The organism is Corynebacterium pollutisoli (assembly GCF_900177745.1).
In the GTDB taxonomy this organism is placed as follows: domain Bacteria; phylum Actinomycetota; class Actinomycetes; order Mycobacteriales; family Mycobacteriaceae; genus Corynebacterium; species Corynebacterium pollutisoli.
Map to the genome: position 1 here is coordinate 363,099 of NZ_FXAR01000001.1, position 23,105 is coordinate 386,203.

Annotated in this window: 18 protein-coding genes and 1 riboswitch; of the genes, 11 read left to right on the top strand and 7 right to left on the bottom strand. The window is 66.8% G+C overall.

Features of this window, described 5'->3' with window-relative positions; all coding sequences use genetic code 11:
• Positions 1-19: 19 nt before the first annotated feature.
• The 3 genes from gcvT to sucB all read right to left on the bottom strand — a co-directional run bounded on the left by gcvT (position 20) and on the right by sucB (position 6,190).
• Positions 20-1,123, bottom strand: a complete 1,104-nt coding sequence (gene gcvT / locus B9Y70_RS01790; protein ID WP_085548520.1) for a glycine cleavage system aminomethyltransferase GcvT — start codon at positions 1,121-1,123, stop codon at positions 20-22.
• Positions 1,124-3,967, bottom strand: coding sequence for an aminomethyl-transferring glycine dehydrogenase (gene gcvP / locus B9Y70_RS01795; RefSeq protein ID WP_085548521.1), 2,844 nt, complete (start codon positions 3,965-3,967; stop codon positions 1,124-1,126).
• A 90-nt stretch (positions 3,968-4,057) separates the two neighbouring features.
• Positions 4,058-6,190, bottom strand: coding sequence for a 2-oxoglutarate dehydrogenase, E2 component, dihydrolipoamide succinyltransferase (sucB, locus tag B9Y70_RS01800; RefSeq protein WP_085548522.1), 2,133 nt, complete (start codon positions 6,188-6,190; stop codon positions 4,058-4,060).
• Positions 6,191-6,295: 105 nt separating this feature from the next.
• On the opposite strand from sucB, the gene B9Y70_RS01805 reads away from it, so the two are divergent.
• The gene (locus B9Y70_RS01805) at positions 6,296-6,688 is read left to right on the top strand and encodes an oxidoreductase (RefSeq protein WP_085548523.1); all 393 of its coding nucleotides are present in this window, start codon (positions 6,296-6,298) and stop codon (positions 6,686-6,688) included.
• A 55-nt stretch (positions 6,689-6,743) separates the two neighbouring features.
• Here the strand turns inward: B9Y70_RS01805 and B9Y70_RS01810 are convergent, their stop codons facing one another.
• Positions 6,744-8,225: a leucyl aminopeptidase gene (locus B9Y70_RS01810; protein WP_085548524.1), complete on the bottom strand. Its 1,482-nt coding sequence runs from the start codon at positions 8,223-8,225 to the stop codon at positions 6,744-6,746.
• Positions 8,226-8,306: 81 nt separating this feature from the next.
• Between B9Y70_RS01810 and B9Y70_RS01815 the strand changes: the two genes are divergently transcribed.
• Positions 8,307-9,413 (top strand): branched-chain amino acid aminotransferase, encoded by a 1,107-nt coding sequence (locus B9Y70_RS01815; protein WP_085548525.1) that lies wholly within the window; start codon positions 8,307-8,309, stop codon positions 9,411-9,413.
• On the opposite strand, the gene B9Y70_RS01820 is transcribed toward B9Y70_RS01815, so the two are convergent.
• Both B9Y70_RS01820 and B9Y70_RS01825 read right to left on the bottom strand, forming a co-directional pair.
• Positions 9,410-10,390 carry a nicotinate-nucleotide--dimethylbenzimidazole phosphoribosyltransferase gene (locus B9Y70_RS01820; RefSeq protein WP_085548526.1) on the bottom strand — a complete coding sequence of 327 codons (981 nt, stop codon included), beginning with the start codon at positions 10,388-10,390 and terminating at the stop codon, positions 9,410-9,412. The two genes, B9Y70_RS01815 and B9Y70_RS01820, sit on opposite strands and share 4 nt — an antisense overlap.
• 2 nt (positions 10,391-10,392) lie before the next feature.
• Complete coding sequence (locus tag B9Y70_RS01825) at positions 10,393-11,094, bottom strand: DUF3043 domain-containing protein (RefSeq protein ID WP_085548527.1); 702 nt, start codon at positions 11,092-11,094, stop codon at positions 10,393-10,395.
• 143 nt (positions 11,095-11,237) lie between these two features.
• On the opposite strand from B9Y70_RS01825, the gene B9Y70_RS01830 reads away from it, so the two are divergent.
• Positions 11,238-11,582: a HesB/IscA family protein gene (locus B9Y70_RS01830; RefSeq protein WP_085548528.1), complete on the top strand. Its 345-nt coding sequence runs from the start codon at positions 11,238-11,240 to the stop codon at positions 11,580-11,582.
• Positions 11,583-11,655: 73 nt separating this feature from the next.
• On the opposite strand, the gene asnB is transcribed toward B9Y70_RS01830, so the two are convergent.
• A complete protein-coding gene (gene asnB / locus B9Y70_RS01835) occupies positions 11,656-13,578 on the bottom strand; it encodes an asparagine synthase (glutamine-hydrolyzing) (RefSeq protein ID WP_085548529.1) in 1,923 nt (640 codons plus the stop codon).
• A gap of 415 nt (positions 13,579-13,993) precedes the next feature.
• Between asnB and ctaC the strand changes: the two genes are divergently transcribed.
• The 8 genes from ctaC (at position 13,994) to B9Y70_RS01875 (ending at position 23,099) form a co-directional block, all read left to right on the top strand.
• The gene (ctaC, locus tag B9Y70_RS01840; RefSeq protein WP_085548530.1) at positions 13,994-15,088 is read left to right on the top strand and encodes an aa3-type cytochrome oxidase subunit II; all 1,095 of its coding nucleotides are present in this window, start codon (positions 13,994-13,996) and stop codon (positions 15,086-15,088) included.
• A gap of 15 nt (positions 15,089-15,103) precedes the next feature.
• Positions 15,104-15,535 carry an aa3-type cytochrome oxidase subunit IV gene (ctaF, locus tag B9Y70_RS01845; protein WP_085548531.1) on the top strand — a complete coding sequence of 144 codons (432 nt, stop codon included), beginning with the start codon at positions 15,104-15,106 and terminating at the stop codon, positions 15,533-15,535.
• Between the two features lie 490 nt (positions 15,536-16,025).
• Positions 16,026-16,640, top strand: a complete 615-nt coding sequence (ctaE, locus tag B9Y70_RS01850) for an aa3-type cytochrome oxidase subunit III (RefSeq protein ID WP_240309088.1) — start codon at positions 16,026-16,028, stop codon at positions 16,638-16,640.
• 65 nt (positions 16,641-16,705) lie between these two features.
• Complete coding sequence (gene qcrC / locus B9Y70_RS01855; RefSeq protein WP_143337468.1) at positions 16,706-17,599, top strand: cytochrome bc1 complex diheme cytochrome c subunit; 894 nt, start codon at positions 16,706-16,708, stop codon at positions 17,597-17,599.
• On the top strand, positions 17,596-18,816 hold the full coding sequence (gene qcrA / locus B9Y70_RS01860) for a cytochrome bc1 complex Rieske iron-sulfur subunit (protein WP_085548534.1): 1,221 nt from the start codon (positions 17,596-17,598) through the stop codon (positions 18,814-18,816). The genes qcrC and qcrA overlap by 4 nt, the downstream gene beginning before the upstream one ends.
• A complete protein-coding gene (gene qcrB / locus B9Y70_RS01865; RefSeq protein ID WP_085548535.1) occupies positions 18,816-20,444 on the top strand; it encodes a cytochrome bc1 complex cytochrome b subunit in 1,629 nt (542 codons plus the stop codon). Before qcrA ends, qcrB begins: the two co-directional genes overlap by 1 nt.
• 664 nt (positions 20,445-21,108) lie before the next feature.
• Positions 21,109-21,270, top strand: a riboswitch (cyclic di-AMP (ydaO/yuaA leader).
• A gap of 9 nt (positions 21,271-21,279) precedes the next feature.
• Entirely contained in the window at positions 21,280-21,903 is a 624-nt protein-coding gene (locus tag B9Y70_RS01870) for a C40 family peptidase (protein WP_085548536.1), read from the top strand.
• 188 nt (positions 21,904-22,091) lie between these two features.
• Positions 22,092-23,099 carry a C40 family peptidase gene (locus B9Y70_RS01875; protein ID WP_240309089.1) on the top strand — a complete coding sequence of 336 codons (1,008 nt, stop codon included), beginning with the start codon at positions 22,092-22,094 and terminating at the stop codon, positions 23,097-23,099.
• Positions 23,100-23,105 lie beyond the last annotated feature (6 nt).

Genomic DNA, 23,105 nt, shown 5'->3' on the forward strand with positions numbered 1-23,105 from the left:
GTGTGGTGTGGGGTTGATGTTAGCTGTCGGAGCGCCGGTAGAAGGGAAGCGCGACGGTCTCGACGGGGTGGCGCTTGCCGCGGATGTCCACCTCGAGGCTCATGCCGGGTTCGGAGAACTCCGGGTGCAGGCGGGCCAGCGCGATGGGGTGGCCGAGGACGGGGGAGGGCTGGCCGGAGGTGACCACGCCGACCTTCTCGTCCTCGCGGAAGACCTCCGCACCCTCGCGGGCGGCGCGGCGGCCGAGGCCCTTGAGTCCGACGATGGCGGATTCCGGCTCCCTGCCGTCGAGGGCGGCGCGGCCGACGAAGTCCGCCTCCTTGCCGGCGAAGGCGCGGGCCATGCCGGCCTCCACCGGGGTGATGTCGGTGCCCAGCTCCTGGCCGTAGAGCGGCATGCCCGCCTCGAGACGCAGGGAGTCGCGGGCGGCCAGACCGGCGGGCAGCAGGTCGTAGGCGGCCCCGGCGTTGAGCAGGGCGTCCCACAGCTCGCCGGCCCCGGCGTTGGGGAGGTAGAGCTCGTAGCCGTCCTCGCCGGTGTAGCCGGTGCGGGCCAGCAGGACGTCGAAGCCGGCGACGTTGAGCGGGGCGGCCGAGTAGTACTTCATGCCGCGGACGACGGTCTCGTCTTCCCCCGCGACGAGGTCGGCGATGATCTGCTCGGCGCGCGGGCCCTGGACGGCGATGAGGGCGGTGTCGAGGGATTCGTCGGCCAGCTCCACGTCGAATCCCTCGGCGCGGGCCTGGAACGCCTCCCACACGACGTCGGTGTTGCCGGCGTTGGGCACGACGAGGTACTCGTCGTCGGCGAGGCGGTAGGAGATGAGGTCGTCGAGGATGCCGCCCTCCTCGTTGACGATCATCGAGTACTTCGCCTTACCCACCGGGATGGACGACAGCGTGGAGATGAGCGCATGATCGAGGAACTCGCCCGCCTGCGGGCCGGTCACCCGGATCTCGCCCATGTGGGACAGGTCGAAAAGGCCGGCGGTGGAGCGCACGGCGCGGTGCTCGTCGAGCTCATTGCCGTACTTGAGCGGCATCGTCCACGGACCGAAGGGGGTGAAGGAGGCGCCGAGATTCTCGTGGCGCTCGTGGAGGGGGCTGGTACGCAGATCAGACACTTAGTTCTCCTGGGGATCGATGTCGAAGGCCGACGGGGGCGGGCAGGAACAGACGAGGTTGCGGTCGCCGTAGGCCTCGTTGAGGCGGCGCACCGGCGGGAAGTACTTCGTGCGCCGCAGGCCCGGCACCGGCCAGGCGGCCTGCTCGCGGGTGAAGACGTGCTCCCACTCGTCGCGGGAGACACTCCACGCGGTGTACGGGGCGTGGTGGAGGACAGACTCGTCGTAGGCGACGGTGCCGTCGATGATCTCGTCGATCTCCGCGCGGATGGTGCGCATCGCCTCGATGAAGCGGTCGAGCTCGGCGAGGTCCTCCGACTCGGTCGGCTCGACCATGAGGGTACCGGCGACGGGGAAGGCGAGGGTGGGGGCGTGGAAACCGAAGTCGATGAGACGCTTGGCGACGTCCGCCGCGGTCACCCCGGACTGCTTCGTCAGCTCGCGCAGGTCGAGGATGCACTCGTGCGCCACCAGGTCGTTCCGGCCGGTGTAGAGCACGGGAAAGGCGTCCTGCAGGGAGCGGGCCACGTAGTTGGCGGCGAGGATCGCCCCGGCGGACGCGCGGGCCAGTCCGGCGGTGCCCATCATGGCGATGTACGCCCACGAGATCTGCAGCACGCCGGCGGAGCCGTAGCGGGTCGACGAGATCGGCACGCCGGTGCCGACGGCGGCGGGGGACGCGGCGTCGAGAAGCACGGGGTCGGCGGGGAGGAACGGGACGAGGTGCTCGGCGACGCACACCGGGCCCACGCCAGGCCCGCCGCCGCCGTGCGGGATGGTGAAGGTCTTGTGCAGGTTGAGGTGCGAGACGTCGCCGCCGAACTGCCCCGGCTGCGCCAGCCCGGTGAGCGCGTTCATGTTGGCGCCGTCGATGTAGACCTGCCCGCCGACGGCGTGGACCTTGTCGCACACCTGCCGCACTGTGTCCTCGAAGACGCCGTGCGTCGACGGGTAGGTGATCATGATCGCCGCGACGCGCGGGCCGTGTTCCTCCAGCTTGGCGTCGAGGTCGGCGAGGTCGATGGAACCGTCGTCCGCGGTGGCCACCACGACGACCCGCAGGTGGGCGAGCGTCGCCGACGCCGCGTTCGTGCCGTGCGCGGAGGCCGGGACGATGCAGATGTCGCGCTCCATGTCGCCGTTGGCCACGTGGAAACGGCGGATCGCCAGCAGGCCGGCCAGCTCACCCTGCGATCCCGCGTTGGGCTGCACGGACACCCGGGCGTAGCCGGTGAGCTCCGCGAGCCAGCCCTCGAGCTCCTCGATGAGCTCGATCCAGCCGCGCGCCTGCTCCTCGGGGGCGAAGGGGTGCACGTTCGCGAACTCCGGCCACGTGATGGTCTCCATACCGGCCGTCGGGTTGAGCTTCATCGTGCACGACCCCAGCGGGATCATCGTCCGGTCGAGCGCCAGATCCTTGTCGGAGAGCTGCCGCAGGTAGCGCAGCATCTGCGTCTCCGAGTGGATGGAGGAGAAGATCTCGTGCGTCAGCGTGGGGGTCTCGCGCGGCACCCCGAGGGCGGACGTGCCCGCGGCGAGGGAGCCGCCGAACGCCTCCACGAGCTTCTCGACGTCGGCCTCCGTCGCCGACTCACCGAAGCTCACGCCGACCACGGTGTCGCTCACCGGGCGCACCAGGTACCCGGCGTCCGCCAGCGTGTCGACGACCGCGTGGGCGTCCGCGACCTCGACGGCGACGGTGTCGAAGAAGGCGTCGTGACGCACGCCCTCCACCGAGGCGGCGAAATCACACGCCAGGCCGTGGATCCGCTCCGCGATGCGCGTGAGCCCCTCCGGGCCGTGGTAGACCGCGTACATGGAGGCGGTGACCGCCAGCAGGGCCTGCGCGGTGCAGATGTTCGACGTCGCGCGCTCGCGGCGGATGTGCTGCTCGCGGGTCTGCAGGGCGAGGCGGTAGGCCGGAGCCCCCTCCGCGTCGACGGAGACACCCACGAGGCGGCCCGGCATCTGGCGCTTGAGCGCGTCGGACACCGCCATGAACGCGGCGTGCGGGCCACCGTAGAACAGCGGCACGCCGAAACGCTGCGAGGAGCCGACCGCGATGTCCGCCCCCAGCTCCCCGGGGGACTCGATGAGCATGAGCGCCAGGGGATCGGTGACGACCGTGGCCAGGCCGCCGCGCTCGTGGATCGCGTCGATGACCGGGCGCGGATCCGTGATGTCACCCTCCGTGCCCGGGTAGGCGATGACGACACCGCAGTAGTCCTCACCGACCAGCTCAGCCGAGAGATCCTCGACGGCGACCTCCAGATCGATGGCGCGGGCCCGCTCGGCCGCCACCGACAGCACCTGCGGATGCAGGCGCGCATCGAGCACCACCCGGCGGCCCTTCTTCTTCGCGCGCGACATGAGGCCGATGGCCTCGGCGGCGGCGGAGGCCTCGTCGAGAAGCGAGGCGTTGGCGATGGGCAGGCCGGTGAGCTCCGAGACCATCGTCTGGAAGTTGAGCAGCGCCTCGAGGCGACCCTGCGAGATCTCCGGCTGATACGGCGTGTACGCCGTGTACCAGCCCGGATCCTCCACCACGTTGCGACGGATCACCGGCGGCGTGATCGTGTCCGAGAAGCCCTGCCCGTAGAAGGCCTTCAGCACCGTGTTGCGGTCGGCGTAGGTGCGCAGCCGCGCCTGGGCCTGCGTCTCACTCAGCGCCGGACGGTCGGGCAGGTCGCCGGCGAGACGGATGTCGGCGGGGAGGGCGGCGTCGACGAGCGCGTCGAGGGACTCATATCCCAGCGCATCCAGCATCACCTGCGCTTCACTCGCATCGGGCCCGGTGTGTCGTGCCAGGTAGGAGGCTGAATCAGTGATCGGTGGCAGGGTCATGCGGGATCGACTCCTCGGTCGGGGATCTGATGACACCAAGTATAAGAAAAACCGCCACCCCGGCGGGGTGACGGTTTCACTCAGCTCAGACTAGAGATCCAGGTCGGACTGGAAGTCCGCGGTCTCCAGGCGGTCCTTGACGGTGGTGATGAAGCGACCTGCGTCGGCACCGTCGATAACCTGGTGGTCGTAGGTGAACGGCAGGTAGCACATCTGACGGATGGCGATCGAGTCGACGCCGTCGTCGGTGACGACGACCGGACGCTTCTCGATGGCCGCGGTGCCCAGGATGCCGGCCTGCGGCGGGGTGAGCACCGGGGTGTCCAGCAGAGCACCCTCGGAACCGATGTTGGTCACCGTGAAGGTGCCACCGGACAGATCGTCCGGGCGCAGCTTGCGGTTGCGGGCACGCTCGGCCAGGTCGGTGATGGCGTTGGCGATCTCCACCAGGGACAGATCCTGGGCCTTCTTGATGACCGGGACCAGCAGACCCTGCGGGGTGTCCACGGCGATGCCGATGTTGACGTCCGCGTGGTAGGTCATCTCCTTGGTCTCCGCGTTGTAGGACGCGTTGACGTTCGGGTGGGAGACCAGTGCCTCAGCGACAGCCTTGACGATGAACACCAGGTAGGTCGGGTTCGCACCGTGCTTGGAGACGAACGCCTCCTTCGCCTCCTTGCGCAGCTCCGCGACGCGGGTCATGTCGACTTCCTGGACATGGGTCAGCTGAGCGGACTTCTGCAGGGACTCGATCATGGTCTTCGCCGTGATCTCGCGGATGCGGTTGACCTTCTGGGTGGTGCCGATGAGCTCGGCCTTCTCCGGATCCACGGACTTGGTGGACCAGTTGGAGCGGGCACCCTTGTCCGCGGCCTGGTCGGCCTTGACGTCGGCGCCACCCTCGGCGGCGGCCAGGACGTCCTGCTTACGGATACGGCCACCGACACCGGTGCCCTCGACCTTGGTCAGGTCGACGCCGTGCTTGTCGGCCAGCTTGCGGACCAGCGGGGTGACGTACGGGACGTCGGCGTTGGACTTCTTCTCCGCCGGCTCCTCGGTCTGCTCGGCCTTGCGCTCAGCCTTCTTCTCAGCCTTGGGAGCCTCCTTCTTCGGCTCCTCCTTCTCGTTCTCCTCGGCGAGCTTCTCGGCCTCGGCCTGGGCGTCGTCGGTGTCCTTCTTGTCCTCGTCCTTGGCGTCCTTCTTGGCCGCCTTCTTCGGGGAACCGGAACCGACGCGGGCGATGACGGCGCCGACATCGACGGTGTCGTCCTCGTCCGCGAGGATCTCCAGCAGGGTGCCGGCGACCGGGGACGGGATCTCGGTGTCGACCTTGTCGGTGGAGACCTCGAGCAGCGGCTCGTCGACCTCGACGTTGTCGCCGACCTGCTTCAGCCACTGGGTGATGGTGCCCTCGGTGACGGACTCGCCCAGCTCCGGCATCTCGACGTCGGTGGAGTCACCGGAGACGTCCTCGTCCTCGGCGTCGTCCTCGTCGGCGTCAGCGGCCTCCTCGACGGTCTCGTTCTCGTCCTTGGACTCCGCCTCCTCGATGGCCTCCTCGGACGGGACATCCTCGTCCTCGTCGTCAGCGGCGTCATCGGAGCCGGCGGCGTCGGCGTCACCGATACGGGCGATGACCTCGCCCACATCGACGGTGTCGTCCTCGTCCGCGAGGATCTCCAGCAGGGTGCCGGCGACCGGGGACGGGATCTCGGTGTCGACCTTGTCGGTGGAGACCTCAAGCAGCGGCTCATCGACCTCGACCGTGTCACCCACGGATTTCAGCCACTGGGTGATGGTGCCCTCGGTGACGGACTCGCCGAGCTCCGGCATCTCCACGTCGGTGGCCTTACCGGAGGACTTCGGAGCGGACTTCTTCTCCTCCTTCGGAGCGGACTTCTTCTCCTCCTTCGGAGCCTCCTCCTTCGCCTCGGCCTCAGACTCAGCCTCAGCGTCGTCGGACTCATCAGAGGAAGCCTCCTCGCCCTCCTCGCCGATGACGGCGATGACGGAACCGACGTCCACCGTGTCGTCCTCCTCGGCCTTGATCTCCAGCAGGACGCCGGCCTTGGGGGAGGGGATCTCGGTGTCGACCTTGTCGGTGGAGACCTCAAGCAGCGGCTCGTCGACCTCGACGCGGTCGCCGACCTGCTTCAGCCACTGGGTGATGGTGCCTTCGGTGACGGATTCGCCCAGTTCGGGCATCTCTACGGAGAACGCCATAGTGTTTCTGACTCCTCGAAAGTCGTTTGTTGATCGATAGCTAATAGACCCAAGCGTACCGGGGTTTGAACAGCCGGGTATCCAGTGCCCCTACAATTGTAAGGCGTGTTCAATCTATTCGGTCGCAACAAGTCCCGGGGTGGTCTCCGGCCCCCGCGTGCCCCCGGCGAGACCATCCGCGCGGAGGACGCCGACCATCTCCGCGCCTGGTGCCGGGGGAAGGCCTTCGTCGAGGCCTACGTCGAGCCCGAGACCGTGGTCAATGAGATGTCCGTCGTGCTGGTCGACGAACACGGTGACTTCACCCGCCGCCGCATCGGTGGTCCCAAGGGCATCGACGCCCTGCGGAAGCTGCTCAGTGTCCCCGTCTTCGACGTGGAGGAGACCGGGTACCCCCAGCGCATGCGCGAGCGCATCGAACGCGACCGCATCCTGCGCAAGCGCGAGGAACAGAAGCGCCGCCGGGCGGCCTTTGAACGGGGCGAGCTGCCGGACTGAGGCGAGAAAGGGAATATCCCCCAGGCACATGCCTGGGGGATATGCGCGACGGAACCTACTCCCCGGCGATGTCCGCCAGCAGGGAGAGGAAGGTGCGCACGGGAACGCCCGTGGCGCGCTTCGGGGTGTAGCCGTGGACAGAACCGGAGTTGAAGGAGGGGCCGGCGATGTCCAGGTGGGCCCACTCGATGCCCTCGTCGATGAACTTCGACAGGTAGAGGCCGGCGTACTCCATGCCGCCCCAGCGGGTGTTGTCCACGTTTCGGATGTCCGCGGTGGGGGACTTGATGGTCTCCTCGTGCTCCTCCAGCAGCGGCATCGCCCAGGCCGGTTCGCCGAGGGAGCGGCCGACCTCGGCGACGCGGTCGCGGAACTCGTCGGAGCCCATGACGCCGGTGGTGCGGGTGCCCAGGGCGATCATCTGCGCGCCGGTGAGGGTGGCCACCTCGAGGAGGTAGTCGGGGTTGTCCTCGGAGGCGCGGGCGAGGGCGTCGGCGAGGACGATGCGGCCCTCGGCGTCGGTGTTGATGATCTCGGAGGTGGTGCCGCCGTAGTGGGTGATCACGTCACCGGGGCGGGTGGCCAGGCCGTCGGGCATGTTCTCGGCGAGCGGCAGGGTGGCGGTGATGCGCACCGGCAGCTTCAGCTTCGCGGCGGCCAGCACGGTGGCGGCGACGGCGGCTGAGCCACCCATGTCGGAGATCATGTTCTCCATGTTCGCGCCGGGCTTGAGCGAGATGCCGCCGGTGTCGAAGGTGATGCCCTTGCCCACCATGGCGACGGCCTTCGCGGCCTTGCGCGGTGCCCAGGTCAGGCGCACGAGGCGCGGGGCGCGGGCGGAGCCGCGGCCGACGGCGAGGATGCCGCCGAAGCCCTGCTTCTCCAGGTCCTGCTCGTCGAGGACCTCGACCTTGACGCCCGCCTCGCGGGCTGCGTCGGAGAGCACCGCGGCGTAGGACTCGGGGTAGAGGTGCGAGGAGGGGGTGTTGACGAGGTCGCGGGCGAAGGCGACGGCCTCCGCGGTGGTCACCGCGGTCTCGAACTCCTTCTTCTCGCCGGCGACGAACACGAGCTTCTCGACGCCGCCGTTGTCCTTCTCCTCCTCACTGCGGATACCGCGGTAGTGGTACGCACCGAGGATGAGGCCCTCGACGGCCGGCGCGAGGCCGAACACGCCGAGCGAGGTGGCGACGGTGCCCAGGCCCTTGAGAGAACGGGCGGCGCACCCGGCGGCGCGGCGCACGGTCTCGTCGTCCAGCTCCTCCGGGTCACCCAGGCCGACGGCGATGACGGAGATCTCCTCGAAGGGGACGCGGGTGATCTCGTTCGCCTTGCCCTTCGCGCCGACGGCGGTGAGGTGGGCGAGGACCTGGCGGGAGGCGGCGTCGTCGAGCAGCGCGGAGGTGGGCAGCTCGGGGCCGTTCTCGCCGCACAGGAGAGGAACGAGCAGGGCGTCGGTCTTCTTCGGGGCCTTCTTCGCCAGCTCGACGGCGGGGGTGGTGCCGCGGGCCGGAAGCGTGATCGTGGTTTTCGCCATAGATATTTCCTCCTGGACGTGGAACGGGATGTGTCCAGCTTATAGAGATCACCACACCGGTGTCGGTGTAGCGTTGTCCGCATGACGTCTCTCAACTTCACCGTGAACCGCACGAGCACCCCGACGTCCGATGAGGCGCGCGAGGAGATTCTGCGGAATCCGCGGTTCGGCAAGAATTTCACCGATCACATGGTCACCATTGAGTGGACCGAGGAGAAGGGCTGGCACGACGCACGCGTGCGCCCCTACGAGGCGATCCCCATGGACCCGGCGACCACGGTGTTCCATTACGGCCAGGCGATCTTCGAGGGCATCAAGGCGTACCGCCAGCCGGACGGCTCCATCGCCACCTTCCGCCCTGAGCGCAACGCCGAGCGCATGCAGCGTTCCGCCACCCGTATGGCGATGCCGCCGCTGCCCACCGAGGACTTCCTCGAGGCCATCCGCCTGCTTGTCGACGTCGACCGCGACTGGGTCCCCGCCGCCGGCGGCGAGGCCAGCCTCTACCTGCGCCCCTTCATGATCTCCACCGAGGTCTCCCTGGGCGTCAGCCCGGCGAACAGGTACACCTTCTTCGTCATCGCCTCGCCCGTCGGCGCCTACTTCACCGGTGGCGTCAAGCCGGTCTCCGTGTGGCTGAGCGAGGACTACGTCCGCGCCGCGCCGGGTGGTACCGGTGCCGCCAAGTTCGCCGGCAACTACGCCGCCTCCCTGCTCGCGCAGGCCCAGGCGGAGGAGAAGGGCTGCGATCAGGTCGTGTGGCTCGACGCCATCGAGCACACCTACATCGAGGAGATGGGTGGCATGAACCTGTTCTTCGTGTACGGCTCGGGCGAGGACGCGCGGATCGTCACCCCGGCGCTGTCCGGCTCCCTGCTCGCCGGCGTCACCCGTGACTCGCTGCTGCAGGTCGCCCGCGACCTGGGCTACGAGACGGAGGAGAGGAAGATCTCCAAGTTCGAGTGGCGCGACGACGTCGCCTCCGGTGCCATGACCGAGGCCATGGCCTGCGGTACGGCCGCCGTCATCACCCCGGTCGGCCGCGTGCTGTCCAACCACGGCGAATTCGAGATCAACGGCAACCAGCCGGGTGACATCACCATGGCCATGCGCGAGCGTCTCACCCACATCCAGCGCGGTGAGTACGAGGACACCCACGGCTGGGTGCACACGCTCGTCGAGGCCTAATCAGCCTGCAGCGCGGCGGCCGCCTGCACCAGCGGGAGGGCCGCCAGCGCGCCGACCCCCTGGCCGGCGTTCATGTCCAGGGCCACCAGGGGGGTGAGCTCGAGGGCCTGCAGCGCGATGAGGTGCGCGGGCTCCGGGGTCAGCTGGCCGGCCTGGCACCAGGCGCGGACCCCGGGGGAGAGACGTTCCGCCAGGTAGGCGGCGACGGCGACGGGGGCACCGTCGAGAAGCAGGGGAGTGCGGCGGGCCGCGGACCGGGCGATGAACGCGGTGAGCGCCACGAGGTCGGGGGACCCGATCCGGCGCAGCACCTCCTCCGGCTCGTCGGTGGTGCCGCGGACGCGGAACATCGCGTCGCGGATCGCCTCGACCTTGATCTTCCACAGCTCGTCGGTGGTACCGGCCCCCGGCCCGACGACCGCGACGGGCTCCGTTCCCGTGAACGCGCCGAGCAGGGCCGCGGCGACGGTGGTGTTGCCCACGCCGAGGTCGCCTGGAATGAGCAGGTCAGCGCCGGAGTCGATCTCCTGGTCGGCGACACGGCGGCCGATCTCCACGGCGCGGGCGTACTGCTCCGCGTCCATGGCGTCCTCGACGTCGATGGCCCCGGTGGAGCGCGCCACGCGCTCCTCCCCCCAGGCCTCGTGGTCGAGGGATACGTCCACGACGCGTACCGACGCCCCCGTCGCCCGCGCCAGCACGTTCACCGGGCCGGCCCCGGACTCGATCTCCGCCGCGCGCTCCACGGAATGCCCCGCGGGGAGCAGCGACATGCCGCGCTGCGCCACACCGTGATCACCCGCGAAGACGACCACCCGGCAGCGGCGCAGCGGCTGCGGGGGGTGAACCCCCTGGCAGGCGGCGATCCAGGCACCCAGCTCACGCAGGCGGCCCGTGCCGGAGTCCGCGCTCGCGGTGAGGGAGGCCTCCCCGGCGGATGCGTCGGGGGCGGTGATCGGCGTGGCGTCGATAAGCATGGCTACACCTTATCGCCGACGGCGACGCGCGGCTTCGGCGAACGCCACTTCCGCGGCTGCGTCATGCGGGAGTAGGCGTAGAAGCCCAGACCCAGGCCGGTGGCGGTGGTGTCCGGGAACTTCTCGCGGACCGCCTTGTTCGCGGCCGAACCGGCCCACACGCCCTCGATGAAGAAGACCACCATGAGCGCCATGGCGATGAGCGACATGATGTTGGCGAAGGTCGGCGCGAACGTGCCGATGAACATGATCACCAGCAGGCCGAGCGCCACCGGGAGGACCCAGTTGTTGATGAAACGGCGGGAGTCCACCCAGTCGCGGACGAAACGACGCTCCACGCCCTGGTCGCGGGGGAGGAGGTAGCGCTCGTCGCCGGAGTCCATCGCCTTCTGCACCTCACGCTGGTGCCTCCGGTTCTCTTCCCGCTCCTTGTTCTTGTACGCCTTCCACTCCTCCTTGGACATGGACTTCTTCAGTTCCTTGCGCTGCGCGCTGGCCTGGGCCTGGGAACGGGGGGCGTTGCGGTCACGGATGACACCGCGCTCGATCTCCACCTCACGGCGCTTCGGGGTGGGGCGACCCTTCGGCGGGGTGTAACCCTTCGGGCGGGGCTGCTCCTGCTCGGCCGGAGCAGGGGTGGGATCCGGCGTCGCCGCGGGCTCGACCGGGGATGATTCGTCAGATTTCTGCCAGGGGAGTTTCACGTGTCCCAGGCTACAAGGCGGATGCCGCGGGACGGGAATACGGGTCACCGACGTCGTGTTGTGTATGGGTGAGCGCACTCATTCTCGGACGACGAGTATGGTGGGCGCGTAACGAAGCTTCCCCCGCTAAGGAGATCAACACCATGACCGCTCCCGCATCCAGCACCGGCGTCATCCTCACCGACGCCGCCGCCGCCAAGGCGAAGGCACTCCTCGACCAGGAGGGTCGTGACGACCTGGCCCTGCGCATCGCCGTCCAGCCGGGTGGCTGCGCCGGTCTGCGTTACCAGCTGTACTTCGACGACCGTGACCTCGACGGTGACAAGGTCGACGAGATCGGCGGCGTCCGCCTCGTCGTCGACAAGATGAGCGTCCCGTACCTCACCGGTGCGAAGATCGACTTCGCCGACACCATCGAGTCCCAGGGTTTCACCATCGACAACCCGAACGCCGGCGGTGCCTGCGCCTGCGGCGACTCCTTCAACTGATTCGTCACTCGACGATAAAGGCGCCTGCACTCCCGTGGGGGAGGGCAGGCGCCTTCGCGCGTCATCCGGCGGATCAGATGTCCACCGGGTAGTCCTTCTCCTCGATCCGCGGATCGATGCGGTTCTCCACGAAGATGCCGTGCCAGACCATGAAGGCCAGGACGGTCCACAGGCGGCGCGAGTGGTCGGAGACACCGTCGCGGTGCTCCCTGAGCATCTCGAGGACGGCCTTCCGGTCGAAGATGTCGTCCGTCTGGGAGTCGGTGATGGTGTCCTGGGCCCAGCCGTAGAGCTCGTCGCCGGCCAGCCAGTGGCGCATCGGCACCGGGAAACCCAGCTTCTTCCGGTGGAGGACGTGCGGCGGCACGATCTGCTCCATCGCCTTGCGCAGGGCGTACTTGGTGGTGCCCCCGGCGATCTTCAGGTCGTGCGGGATGGTCTGCGCGACCTCGAACACCTCCTTGTCCAGGAAGGGCACGCGCAGCTCCAGGGAGTTGGCCATGTTGATCTTGTCGGCCTTGACCAGGATGTCGCCGCGCATCCAGGTGAACAGGTCGAGGTGCTGCATGCGGGCGACCGGGTCCATGTGACGGGACTGCGCGTAGACGGGGGCGGTGACCTCCTTGTGGTCCCACTCCTCCTTCGCCCAGGGCAGGACGCGCTGCAGCTGCTCGAAGTTGAAGGAGCGGGCGTTGCCGTAATAGCGCTCCTCCATCGTCATGGAGCCGCGGTCGAGGAGGGACTTGCCCTTCATCCCGTCGGGCAGGACGCGGGAGAGGCGGCCGAGGCCGCGGCGCAGCGGGGTGGGCACCTTCTCGAAGGCCGCGAGGGAGAGCGGCTCCTTATAAATGGTGTAACCGCCGAAGAGCTCGTCGGCGCCCTCGCCCGAGAGGACGACCTTGACGTGCTTGCGGGCCTCCTGCGCCACGAAGAACAGCGGCACGAGGGAGGGGTCGGCGACCGGGTCGTCGAGGTACCACATGATCTTCGGGATCGCGTCGGCGTACTCCTCGGGGGAGACCACCTTGACGATGTGCTCCACACCGATCGCGGCGGCCGACTCCGCGGCGACGTCGACCTCCGAGTAACCCTCCCGCTCGAAGCCGGTGGTGAAGGTGAGCAGGTTCGGGTTGTGGCGCTTGGCCAGGGTGGCGATCGCGGTGGAGTCGATGCCGCCGGAGAGGAAGGAACCGACGGTGACGTCGGCGCGCATGTGCTTCTCGACGCTGTCCTCCAGGGCGCGGGCGATCCGGTCGAAGAGATCCTGCTCGGAGCCCTTCGGCACCGGGGTGACGTCGAAACGCGGCTTGAAGTAGCGCTCGGCGGTGACGGTGTCGCCGGCCTTGAGCGTGGCGGTGCAGCCGGACTCGAGGCGGCGGATCCCGGCGTGGAGGGACTCCGGCTCGGGCACGTACTGGAGGTCGACGTAGTGCTCGATGGCGCGGCGGTCAAGGTCCAGGCCGAGACCCAGCTCGGGGGCCATCTCCAGGATGGACTTCTTCTCGGAGGAGAAGACGGTGCCGGCCGGGGTGGTGGCGTAGAACAGCGGCTTGATGCCGAACTGGTCGCGGGCGACGAACAGCGTCTTCTCCTGGGTGTCCCAGATGGCGAAGGCGAACATGCCCCGCAGGTGCTCGACGACGTCCTCGCCCCAGTGGTGGTAGCCGACGACGATGGTCTCGGAGTCACCCTCGGTGCGGAACTCCAGTCCCGCGGCACTGAGCTCCTCGCGCAGCTCGACGTAGTTGTAGATTTCGCCGTTGAAGACGAGGGCGTAGCGGGCCGGGTTGTCCTCCGGGCCCCACACCAGGGGCTGGTGGGAGTGCTCGAGGTCGACGATGGACAGACGGTTGAAGCCGAAGACGACGTCGTCGTCGTGCCAGGTGCCGGCGTCGTCGGGTCCGCGGTGGCGCATGCACGGAAGCGCGCGGGTCACTGCGTCGACGAACGAGCCGGCATCACCGTCGGCCGTGAGCATGCCAAGAAAACCGCACATGTGGAAATGTTCTCCTCTATATAACGGACGTAGTCGGTCCTACGATACGGCCCGGGGGCGTCGGGAAGCGACACCGGCACGTCCAAAGTGACGCGGCTCGCTTCGGCCCTGTTCGGAGGGTGGTGGGGGCAGGGGGTGAAAAGGGTCCACTTACGGGTGGATACTTTCGGATGATGCCGGGACCTGCGGATTGTGAAATGGGTAACACCGTTTCGGTACCGGGTGGGGCATCATTCGCGGGTAACCCCATATGGGCTGTAACATCCGGGGTACTTCGAGGAGCACCGGTGGCTTCCTGATCGAAGCAGCGGGACGGAAACAGCGTGGATAACCACAGTGAATGAACTATCCTGCAGTATCAGGAATGCTTAAACCAGTGTTCAAGGATTTAGTGTGGACAGGAAGGCAGACACACGTGGAACAGCGTAAGAAGCGTGGCTTCGCCCGTAAGGCGGGTCTCGGCGGTGTGATGGCCCTCGGCGGCCTCGCCCTTGCCGGTTGTGACGTGGCTCCCCCGGAGAGCGTCGGCAGGATCATCGGCATGGGTTGGCCGACGGGTATCACCCCGGAGGCGACCGCCATGTACAACTTCTGGGTCTGGGTCTGGGTCACCGCCTGGATCATCGGCATCATCATGTGGGCTCTCATGCTCGTGGCCGTCTTCAGCTGGAACGCCAAGAAGGCGGAGAAGGCCGGCAAGGGCGAGTTCCCGAAGCAGCTGCAGTACAACGTGCCGCTCGAGCTCGTGCTCACCATCCTGCCGATCTTCATCGTCATGGGTCTGTTCTTCTTCACCGTCCAGACCCAGCAGAAGGTCACCGCTCTGGACAAGAACCCGGAGGTCACCGTCGACGTGACCGCCTTCCAGTGGAACTGGAAGTTCGGCTACCAGAACGTCGCCGCTGGCTTGAGCCCGACCGGCTCCGAGTACGACGGCGCCGACGAGGAGCGTCAGGCCCTGGCCGACGCCACCCGCCACGACGATCCGGAGACGGTCAAGAACCCGAACCCGATCCACGGCATGTCCAAGGGCGACCAGTCCTACCTGAACTTCAACCAGATCGAGACCGTCGGCACCACCGACGAGATCCCGGTCCTGGTTCTCCCCTCCAACACCCCGATCGAGTTCCAGCTCGCCTCCGGCGATGTGGCTCACTCCTTCTGGATCCCGGAGTTCCTCTTCAAGCGTGACGCCTTCGCTCACCCGGAGGCCAACCAGCAGCAGCGTGCCTTCCAGATCGAGGCCATCGAGGAGGAGGGCGCCTTCGTCGGACGCTGTGCCGAGATGTGCGGTACCTACCACGCCATGATGAACTTCGAGCTCCGTGTCGTCTCCCCGGAGGCCTTCACCGAGTACCTGCAGTTCCGCATCGACAACCCGGATGCCCCGAACTCCGAGGCTCTGGCCTCCATCGGTGAGGCTCCGTACGCCACCACCACCCACCCGTTCAACTCGTCCCGTCAGACCTGGGACGGCGAGAACTACGTGGACCACAACGCCAACATCTAACGGAGGAATTTCACCATGAACTCTGGTTCTAAGCTGATGTACGGCATCGCCGCGTTCCTCGCTCTGATGTCTGTCATCTACATCTTCGGTACCGGTTTCGTCGGCGACGACGGTTACCTCGGTGGTACCGAGTGGGTCGGCGTCACCGCCCTGATCCTCTCCACCGCACTGGCAGTCATGCTGGGTGTGTACCTCCACTTCACCTCCTCCCGCAGCGACATCCTCCCCGAGGACTGGGAAGAGGCCGAGGTCGAGGACAAGGCCGGTATCCTCGGCTTCTTCTCCCCGAACTCCATCTATCCGCTGTGGATGGCCGGCGCTGTCGGTGTCACCGGTCTGGGTATCGCCTTCTGGCACTTCTGGCTCATCGCCATGGGCGCCATCCTGCTGATCTGGGCCACCTACGGCCTGAGCCTGCAGTACGGTCTGCCGAAGGAGAAGCACTAGCCTTCTCGGCGGCCTGACCCGCCACACAAATCTCGATTGAGGCACTCGTCCCCCCGGGGCGGGTGCCTCGTCGTGATTCAGGGAGCGTGACGACGCCGCGTGCGGCGGGGGAGAAGGGGCGTCGATAAGCGCCCCGCGGGCGGGAAAGCCCAGCGTGCAGGGGGTCAACCGAAAGTTGGTACCGGCGGATGAGGCCCGGAAACCCGTGTGATTTACATCTCTTGAGGTCATCGTGTCGATCTCCGGACGAACCGCGGGGAATGGGGTAGGGTAACGCCCAACGAGTGCCACGGGGGGTATTCGAGACAATCGGGGAAGATGACCTGCACAAACGCCGCGTCGGATGGCAGCGGAAAAAGTTCCCGCGGGTGTAGAGGAATCTTTCGGGGGCACCTCAACAAAGAAAACCGCAGGTGATATTCCCAATTCTGCTGCGGGAGCGGGGGGAGTTGAAGTGACTTTGTGCGCCGGAGCGGTCATACTAGTCAGCGTGACGAGCGCAGTTTCAAACTCAGGTATGGCAGCACCACAGCGTGTTCCCGCACTGAACCGACCCAACATGGTCAGTGTCGGCACGATTGTGTTCCTGTCTCAGGAATTGATGTTCTTCGCCGGACTCTTCGCGATGTACTTCACCTCGCGTGCGAACGGCCTGGCAGGCGACTGGAATGAGCAGACAGCAAACCTCAACGTGCTGTTCGGCTTCATCATCACGGCCATTCTGGTCGCCTCCTCGGTTACCTCGCAGTTCGGCGTCTTCGCAGCAGAAAGGGGTGACGTTTACGGACTCCGTCGTTGGTACCTCATCACCGTTGGTCTGGCAGTGGGCTTCCTCGCCTTCCTGGCATACGAGTGGTACGAGCTCATCCTCCACGGAGTGACCGTCCAGTCGAGCGTCTTCGGCTCGGTCTTCTACATCATCACGGGCTTCCACGCCGCACACGTGACTGCAGGTGTTATCGCCTTCATCGTCATTCTGCGACGTATCACCGTGTCCAAGTTCACGCCGGCACAGGCCACCGCCGCCATGGCAGTGTCCTACTACTGGCACTTCGTTGACGTCATTTGGGTCGGCGTCTTCATCACTCTCTACCTTGTCCAGTAGGCCGTAGCCTGCCGAGCAATCGGCCTGCAGCCATTCACTTTCCACACCGAAATTTCTAAAGGAAAATGATGGATACCAATCCGAACATTGCCGCCAACGGCGACGAGCAGTCGCCCGCGTCGGCCAAGAAGGCCCGCAGCCGCCGCAAGATGCGCCGGACTGCCGTCGGTGCCTTCGCGCTCACCCTGGGTCTCACCGGCGCCGGCGTCCTCGCCACCGCCCTGACCCCGGACGCGCAGGTCGCCACCGCACAGCGTGACGACCAGGCACTCATCCAGGAGGGCAAGGACCTCTACGACGTCGCCTGCATCACCTGTCACGGTGCCAACCTCCAGGGCGTGCAGGACCGCGGTCCGTCCCTGATCGGTATCGGCGAGGGCGCCGTGTACTTCCAGGTCCACTCCGGCCGTATGCCGATGATGTCCAACGACGCTCAGGCTGAGCGTAAGACCCCGCGTTACACCGAGGCCCAGTCCCTCGCCATGGCCGCCTACGTGGCAGCCAACGGCGGCGGCCCGGAGCTCGTGTACAACGAGGACGGCACCCTTGCCATGGAGGAGCTCCGCGGCAAGAACTACAACGGCATGATCGACGCCCAGGACATCGCCCGTGGTGGCGAGCTGTTCCGTCTGAACTGCGCCTCCTGCCACAGCTTCACCGGCCGTGGCGGCGCACTGTCCTCCGGTAAGTATGCACCGCCGCTGGATCCCGCCAACGAGCAGGAGATCTACCAGGCGATGCTCACCGGCCCGCAGAACATGCCGAAGTTCTCCGACCGTCAGCTCTCCGCTGACGAGAAGAAGGACATCATCGCCTTCATCAAGGCCACCAAGGAGACCCCGTCTCCGGGTGGCTGGGGCCTGGGCGGCCTCGGCCCGGTGTCTGAGGGTATGGCCATGTGGTTCATCGGCATCACCATCCTGGGTCTTGCCGCTATGTGGATTGGATCGCGTTCATGAGCAACGAAGTGAAGAAGAACTACACCAAGCAGGAACTCAACGCGATGAGCAACGACGAGCTCGCGCGTCTGGGTACCGAGCTGGACGACGTGACCGTCGCCTTCCGCAAGGAGCGCTTCCCGGTCGCCAACGATCCGGCCGAGAAGCGTGCCGCACGCGCGGTCATGATCTGGCTGATCGTCGGCATCATCGCCGCGATCGCCTTCCTCGGCGTCTACATCTTCTGGCCGTGGGAGTTCAAGAACCTGGGCGAGGAGGGCCACCTGTGGCACACCTTCTACACCCCGGCTCTGGGTCTTACCTCCGGTATCTCCATCATCGCCCTGGGCATCGCGGTGGTCCTCTACGTGAAGACCATCATCCCCGAGGAGATCTCGGTGCAGCGTCGCCACGACGGCCCCTCCTCTGAGGTTGACCGTCGTACCCTGACCGCTCTGCTCAACGACTCCTGGGAGACCTCGACCCTCGGCCGCCGCAAGGCACTGCAGGGTCTGCTCGGCGGCGCCGGCATCCTCTTCGGTCTCATCGTCGTCGCCCCGCTGGGCGGCATGATCAAGAACCCGTGGAAGAAGGGCGAGCTGGGCATCATGGGTGACGGCACCCTGTGGACCTCCGGCTGGACCCTCCACGAGAACGGCGTCAAGCTGTACCTCGCCCGCGACACCGGCGCCATCGCCGAGGAGCACACCGGCGACACCGGCACCCACTGGACCACCACCGGCGTCTCCCGCCTCGTCCGCGTCCGTCCCGAGGATCTGGACGCCGGCGGCATGGAGACCGTGTACCCGCTGCCGGAGGAGTACGTCAACGACGGCGAGCAGTACAACCCGGAGCGCGACGTCTACGTCGAGCAGATGCACTCCGTCCATGGTCCGCGTAACCCCGTCATGCTGATCCGCCTGCGTTCCTCCGATGCCGAGAAGGCCATCGAGCGTGAGGGCCAGGAGGACTTCCACTACGGCGACTACTACGCATACTCGAAGATCTGCACCCACATCGCCTGCCCGACCTCTCTGTACGAGGCTCAGACCAACCGCATTCTGTGCCCGTGCCACCAGTCGCAGTTCGACGCACTGCAGTACGGCAAGCCGGTCTTCGGCCCGGCCGCCCGTGCACTGCCGCAGCTGCCGATCACGGTTGACGAAGAGGGTTACCTCATCGCCAAGGGCAACTTCATCGAGCCCGTTGGCCCTGCATTCTGGGAGCGTAAGTCCTAATGAGCAACAAGCTGGCACAAGCTGCCGACAACATTGATTCGCGCTACACCGCGTCCGGTCTGCTGCGTCCGCAGCTGAACAAGGTCTTCCCGACCCACTGGTCCTTCATGCTCGGTGAGATGGCTCTCTACAGCTTCATCATCCTGCTGCTGACCGGTGTCTACCTGGCGCTGTTCTTTGACCCGTCCATCACCAAGGTGATCTATGACGGCGGCTACCTGCCGCTCAACGGTGTCGAAATGTCCCGTGCCTACGCAACCGCACTGGACATCTCCTTCGAGGTCCGCGGTGGACTCTTCGTCCGCCAGATGCACCACTGGGCCGCCCTGATGTTCATGATGGCCATGGTCGCGCACATGCTGCGTGTCTTCTTCACCGGTGCGTTCCGACGCCCGCGTGAGGCCAACTGGATCATCGGCTGCACCCTGATCATCCTGGGCATGGCCGAGGGCTTCATGGGTTACTCCCTCCCGGATGACCTGCTCTCCGGCGTCGGCCTCCGCATCATGTCCGCCATCATCCTGGGTCTGCCGATCATCGGCACCTGGCTGCACTGGCTGATCTTCGGCGGCGACTTCCCGTCCGACCTCATGCTCGACCGTTTCTACATCGCCCACGTGCTCATCCTGCCGGGTATCATCCTCGGCCTGATCGCCGCTCACCTGGCGCTGGTCTGGTACCAGAAGCACACCCAGTTCCCGGGTGCCGGCCGCACCGAGAACAACGTCGTCGGCGTCCGCATCATGCCGGTCTTCGCCACCAAGGCCATCGGCTACGGCCTGCTGACCGCTGGTGTCCTGGCCCTCATGTCCGGCCTGACCACCATCAACGCGATCTGGAACATCGGCCCCTACAACCCGTCGCAGGTCTCCGCAGGTTCCCAGCCTGACGTCTACATGCTGTGGACTGACGGTGTCGCCCGTGTCATGCCGGCGTGGGAGCTCTACCTGGGCAACTACACCATCCCGTCCGCGTTCTGGGTCGCCCTGGTCTGTGGTCTCATGGTCGTCCTGCTGTTCGCCTACCCGTGGATCGAGAAGAACGCCACCGGCGACGACGCTCACCACAACCTGCTGCAGCGTCCGCGTGACGTTCCGGTCCGTACCGGCATCGGCGCCATGGCCATCACCTTCTTCCTGCTGGTGACCATCTCCGGTGGTAACGACCACGTCGCCCACTTCTTCCAGATCTCCCTGAACGCGATGACCTGGGTCGGTCGTATCGGTGTCATCATCCTGCCGCCGATCGCCTACTTCATCACCCACCGCATCTGTGTCGGCCTGCAGCGCTCTGACCGCGCTGTCCTCGAGCACGGCATCGAGACCGGTGTCATCAAGCAGATGCCGAACGGTGCGTTCGTCGAGATCCACCAGCCGCTGGGCCCGGTCGACGAGCACGGCCACCCGGTCCCGCTCGCATACGCCGGTGCTTCCGTCCCGAAGCGTATGAACCAGCTGGGCTTCGCGGACCGCATCTCCCGCGGCTCCCTCATCAAGGCCGACGACCAGCGTTTCACCGACGCCGCTGTCGACACCGCTCACGCCAACCACCGTGAAGAGGCCGCGATGCTGGAGAACCTCAACGAGGCCAACCGCTCCAAGGACCGCGAGTCCGGATACCTGGACTAAGGTCCACCTGCAGTCACCACTGCGCTCACGAGTAGAGACCCTGTCTTCCCGATACCTGGGGGAGGCAGGGTCTCCTCGTTGTCGACACCACGGACGTATATAGAGGGGGGAATCAGGCGGTGCCGCGTCTGCGGCATCGCAGACCCTGCGGGGCCCCTGCCCACCTGCCGCGCGTCTGAGGGCCGCAGGGGCCTGCCAGGGCCTCCTGGCGGCATCCCGTATACCCTGGCGGGTGTCGGAGCAGCGAAAGCCCGGTGGTTATATAAGAGGAACGATGACGTTCCGGGATCGCCGGGCAGCCTCCGGGGCGTGTTACTTGTGTGATTGTTGGGCCATAAGGGGCACCTCGTTTCCTCATGTGGGGCAAATCACTGCGGGGTCACGATGTGGTGGGCGACGCGTTCCGGGCCCGGGAAAACGTCAGATGTCGGGGTGTGTCCCTAGGGGGCATCGCCCAAGGTCAGCGGGTCATATGGCGGGAGATTGACAGCTGATTTGTCCCCAATCCTGTTCGGCCGGTTCAGGGCCGCTCGAGACATGGTTTGTCGATAACGGGTTGATAACGGCGACACGCCAGGAGCGATCGTTGGACAAGTTTCGTTGTTGTTTCGTAACCTGTTCGAGACATTGCGGGGCTTCCCGATGAAGCCGCCGAATGACTGAACTGAAAATAATGCCGAATCCCCGTCAGGGGAGCCGGGGAACCACACAGAGTTCTCTGGGGTGAATCCTCCGCTAGAGCGTCGCTACGACGTGGAGTGGGGGAGGGAAGCTTCCGAAGATCCCAACCCGACAGCTAACTCGGTAGGCACAAGGAAGATCTGGAGAAACATTCGTGGCTCAGCACCGTCGCCTCAACAAGACCGCTACCCGTCGTATCGCAGCCGCCTCCGCGGTTGTCATGGGTACCACCGTCCTCGCCCCGGGCGTTGCCAACGCCGTTGAGGTCACCATCCCGAACACCAACATCTCTGTGAATGTTCCGGGCCTGGAGAACGTCCCGAACGTGGAGCAGTTCATCCCCGCCACCCCGGCTGCCCCGGCAGTCCAGGAGGTCAACAACTACGTGGCCAACGTCGCCGCACAGGCTCCGGCCGCTGCACCGGCCGCCTCCTCCCAGGGTCAGGCCATCGCCAACGCCGTGCGTTCCAAGATCGGCGCTCCGTACGCCTGGGGCGCCACCGGCCCGTCCGCCTTCGACTGCTCCGGCCTGACCACCTGGGCCTACCAGCAGGTCGGCAAGTCCATCCCGCGTACCTCCCAGGCTCAGGCGGCCCAGGGCCAGCGCGTCCCGCTGGACCAGCTTCAGCCGGGTGACATCATCGCCTACTACGGCGGTGCCACCCACGTCGGCATCTACGTCGGCAACGGCATGATCGTCGACGCCCTCAACTCCGGCACCCCGGTCGGCGAGCGTCCGCTGCACTTCCAGCCGATCCACTCCGCCGTCCGCTTCTAAGCGCGACCGCCTGCCACCAGCCCGATCCCGGCCTTTCGCCGGGGCGGGCTGATCGCATTTCCGGGCTCTCCGGCACCACGGGTCACAGCGGTCACGACATTGGTCCAGGTTGTTTACTCAGTTGTTGTTAAGGGTCTATAGTGGTCCGTGGCAATCACCGGCCATCGTTTCGTTATGAAAGAGTGACCTTGCGTTTCTTTCCCGGCATCCGTCTCAGCGCCGCCACCGTTCTCGGCACCGCCCTCATCACGGGCGGACTGACCGCCCCCCACGCCACCGCCGAGGACGTGGAGGCCCTCATCGCCGACATGGAGGTGGTCTCCCACGAGGCCACCGCCAAGAGCGAGGAGGTCAAGCAGCTCGAGGTGGAGATCGAGGAGGGGCAGGGCCGGATCGACGGATTCAAGCAGCAGGCCGACCGGGCCCGCGAACGGGCTCAGGGAGCCCAGGCCGCCCAGCGGGACTTCCAGCACGACGTCAACGATCTCGCCGGCGCGAAGTACCGCAGCCTCATGGTCGACCCGGTCACCAACGCCATCGCCGCCGCCAACCCGCAGAACGCCATCGACCGCGCCGCCTACCTGGGCACGCTGACCCGGAACACCGAGCGGGCCGTCGATAAGCTCGCGGCAGCGACCGCCGAGGCCGGCCGGGCGCACACCGACGCCTCCCGCATCGTGGCGGAGGCTAATTTCCAGCAGTCCCAGCTGGAGAAGCAGCACCGGGTGCTGGCCGCGGAGCAGGATGAGCTGCAGAACCGCATCCGGGAGATCGAGGAGCAGGTCGCCGCGCTCGACGAGGCCGCCCGCGCCCTGTGGGAGAACAAGAACAACCCGCTCGCCCCGATCTCGCTCACCGGGGAGGGGGCCGTGGGTGCCGCGCTGAGCAAGCTCGGCTCCCCGTACGGCTGGGGCGCGACCGGCCCGAACCAGTTCGACTGCTCGGGCCTCATGGTGTGGGCCTACCAGCAGCAGGGCAAGACGATCCCGCGGACCTCGCAGGCCCAGCTGGCCGGCGGCACCCCGGTGTCCCGCGCGGACCTGCAGCCGGGCGACATCGTCGGCTACTACCCGGGTGTGACGCACGTGGGCATGTACATCGGTAACGGTCAGCTCGTCCACGCCTCCGATTACGGCATCCCGGTGCAGGTCGTCTCCGTGGACTCCATGCCGTGGGCGGGCGCGGTCCGCTACTAGTACCAT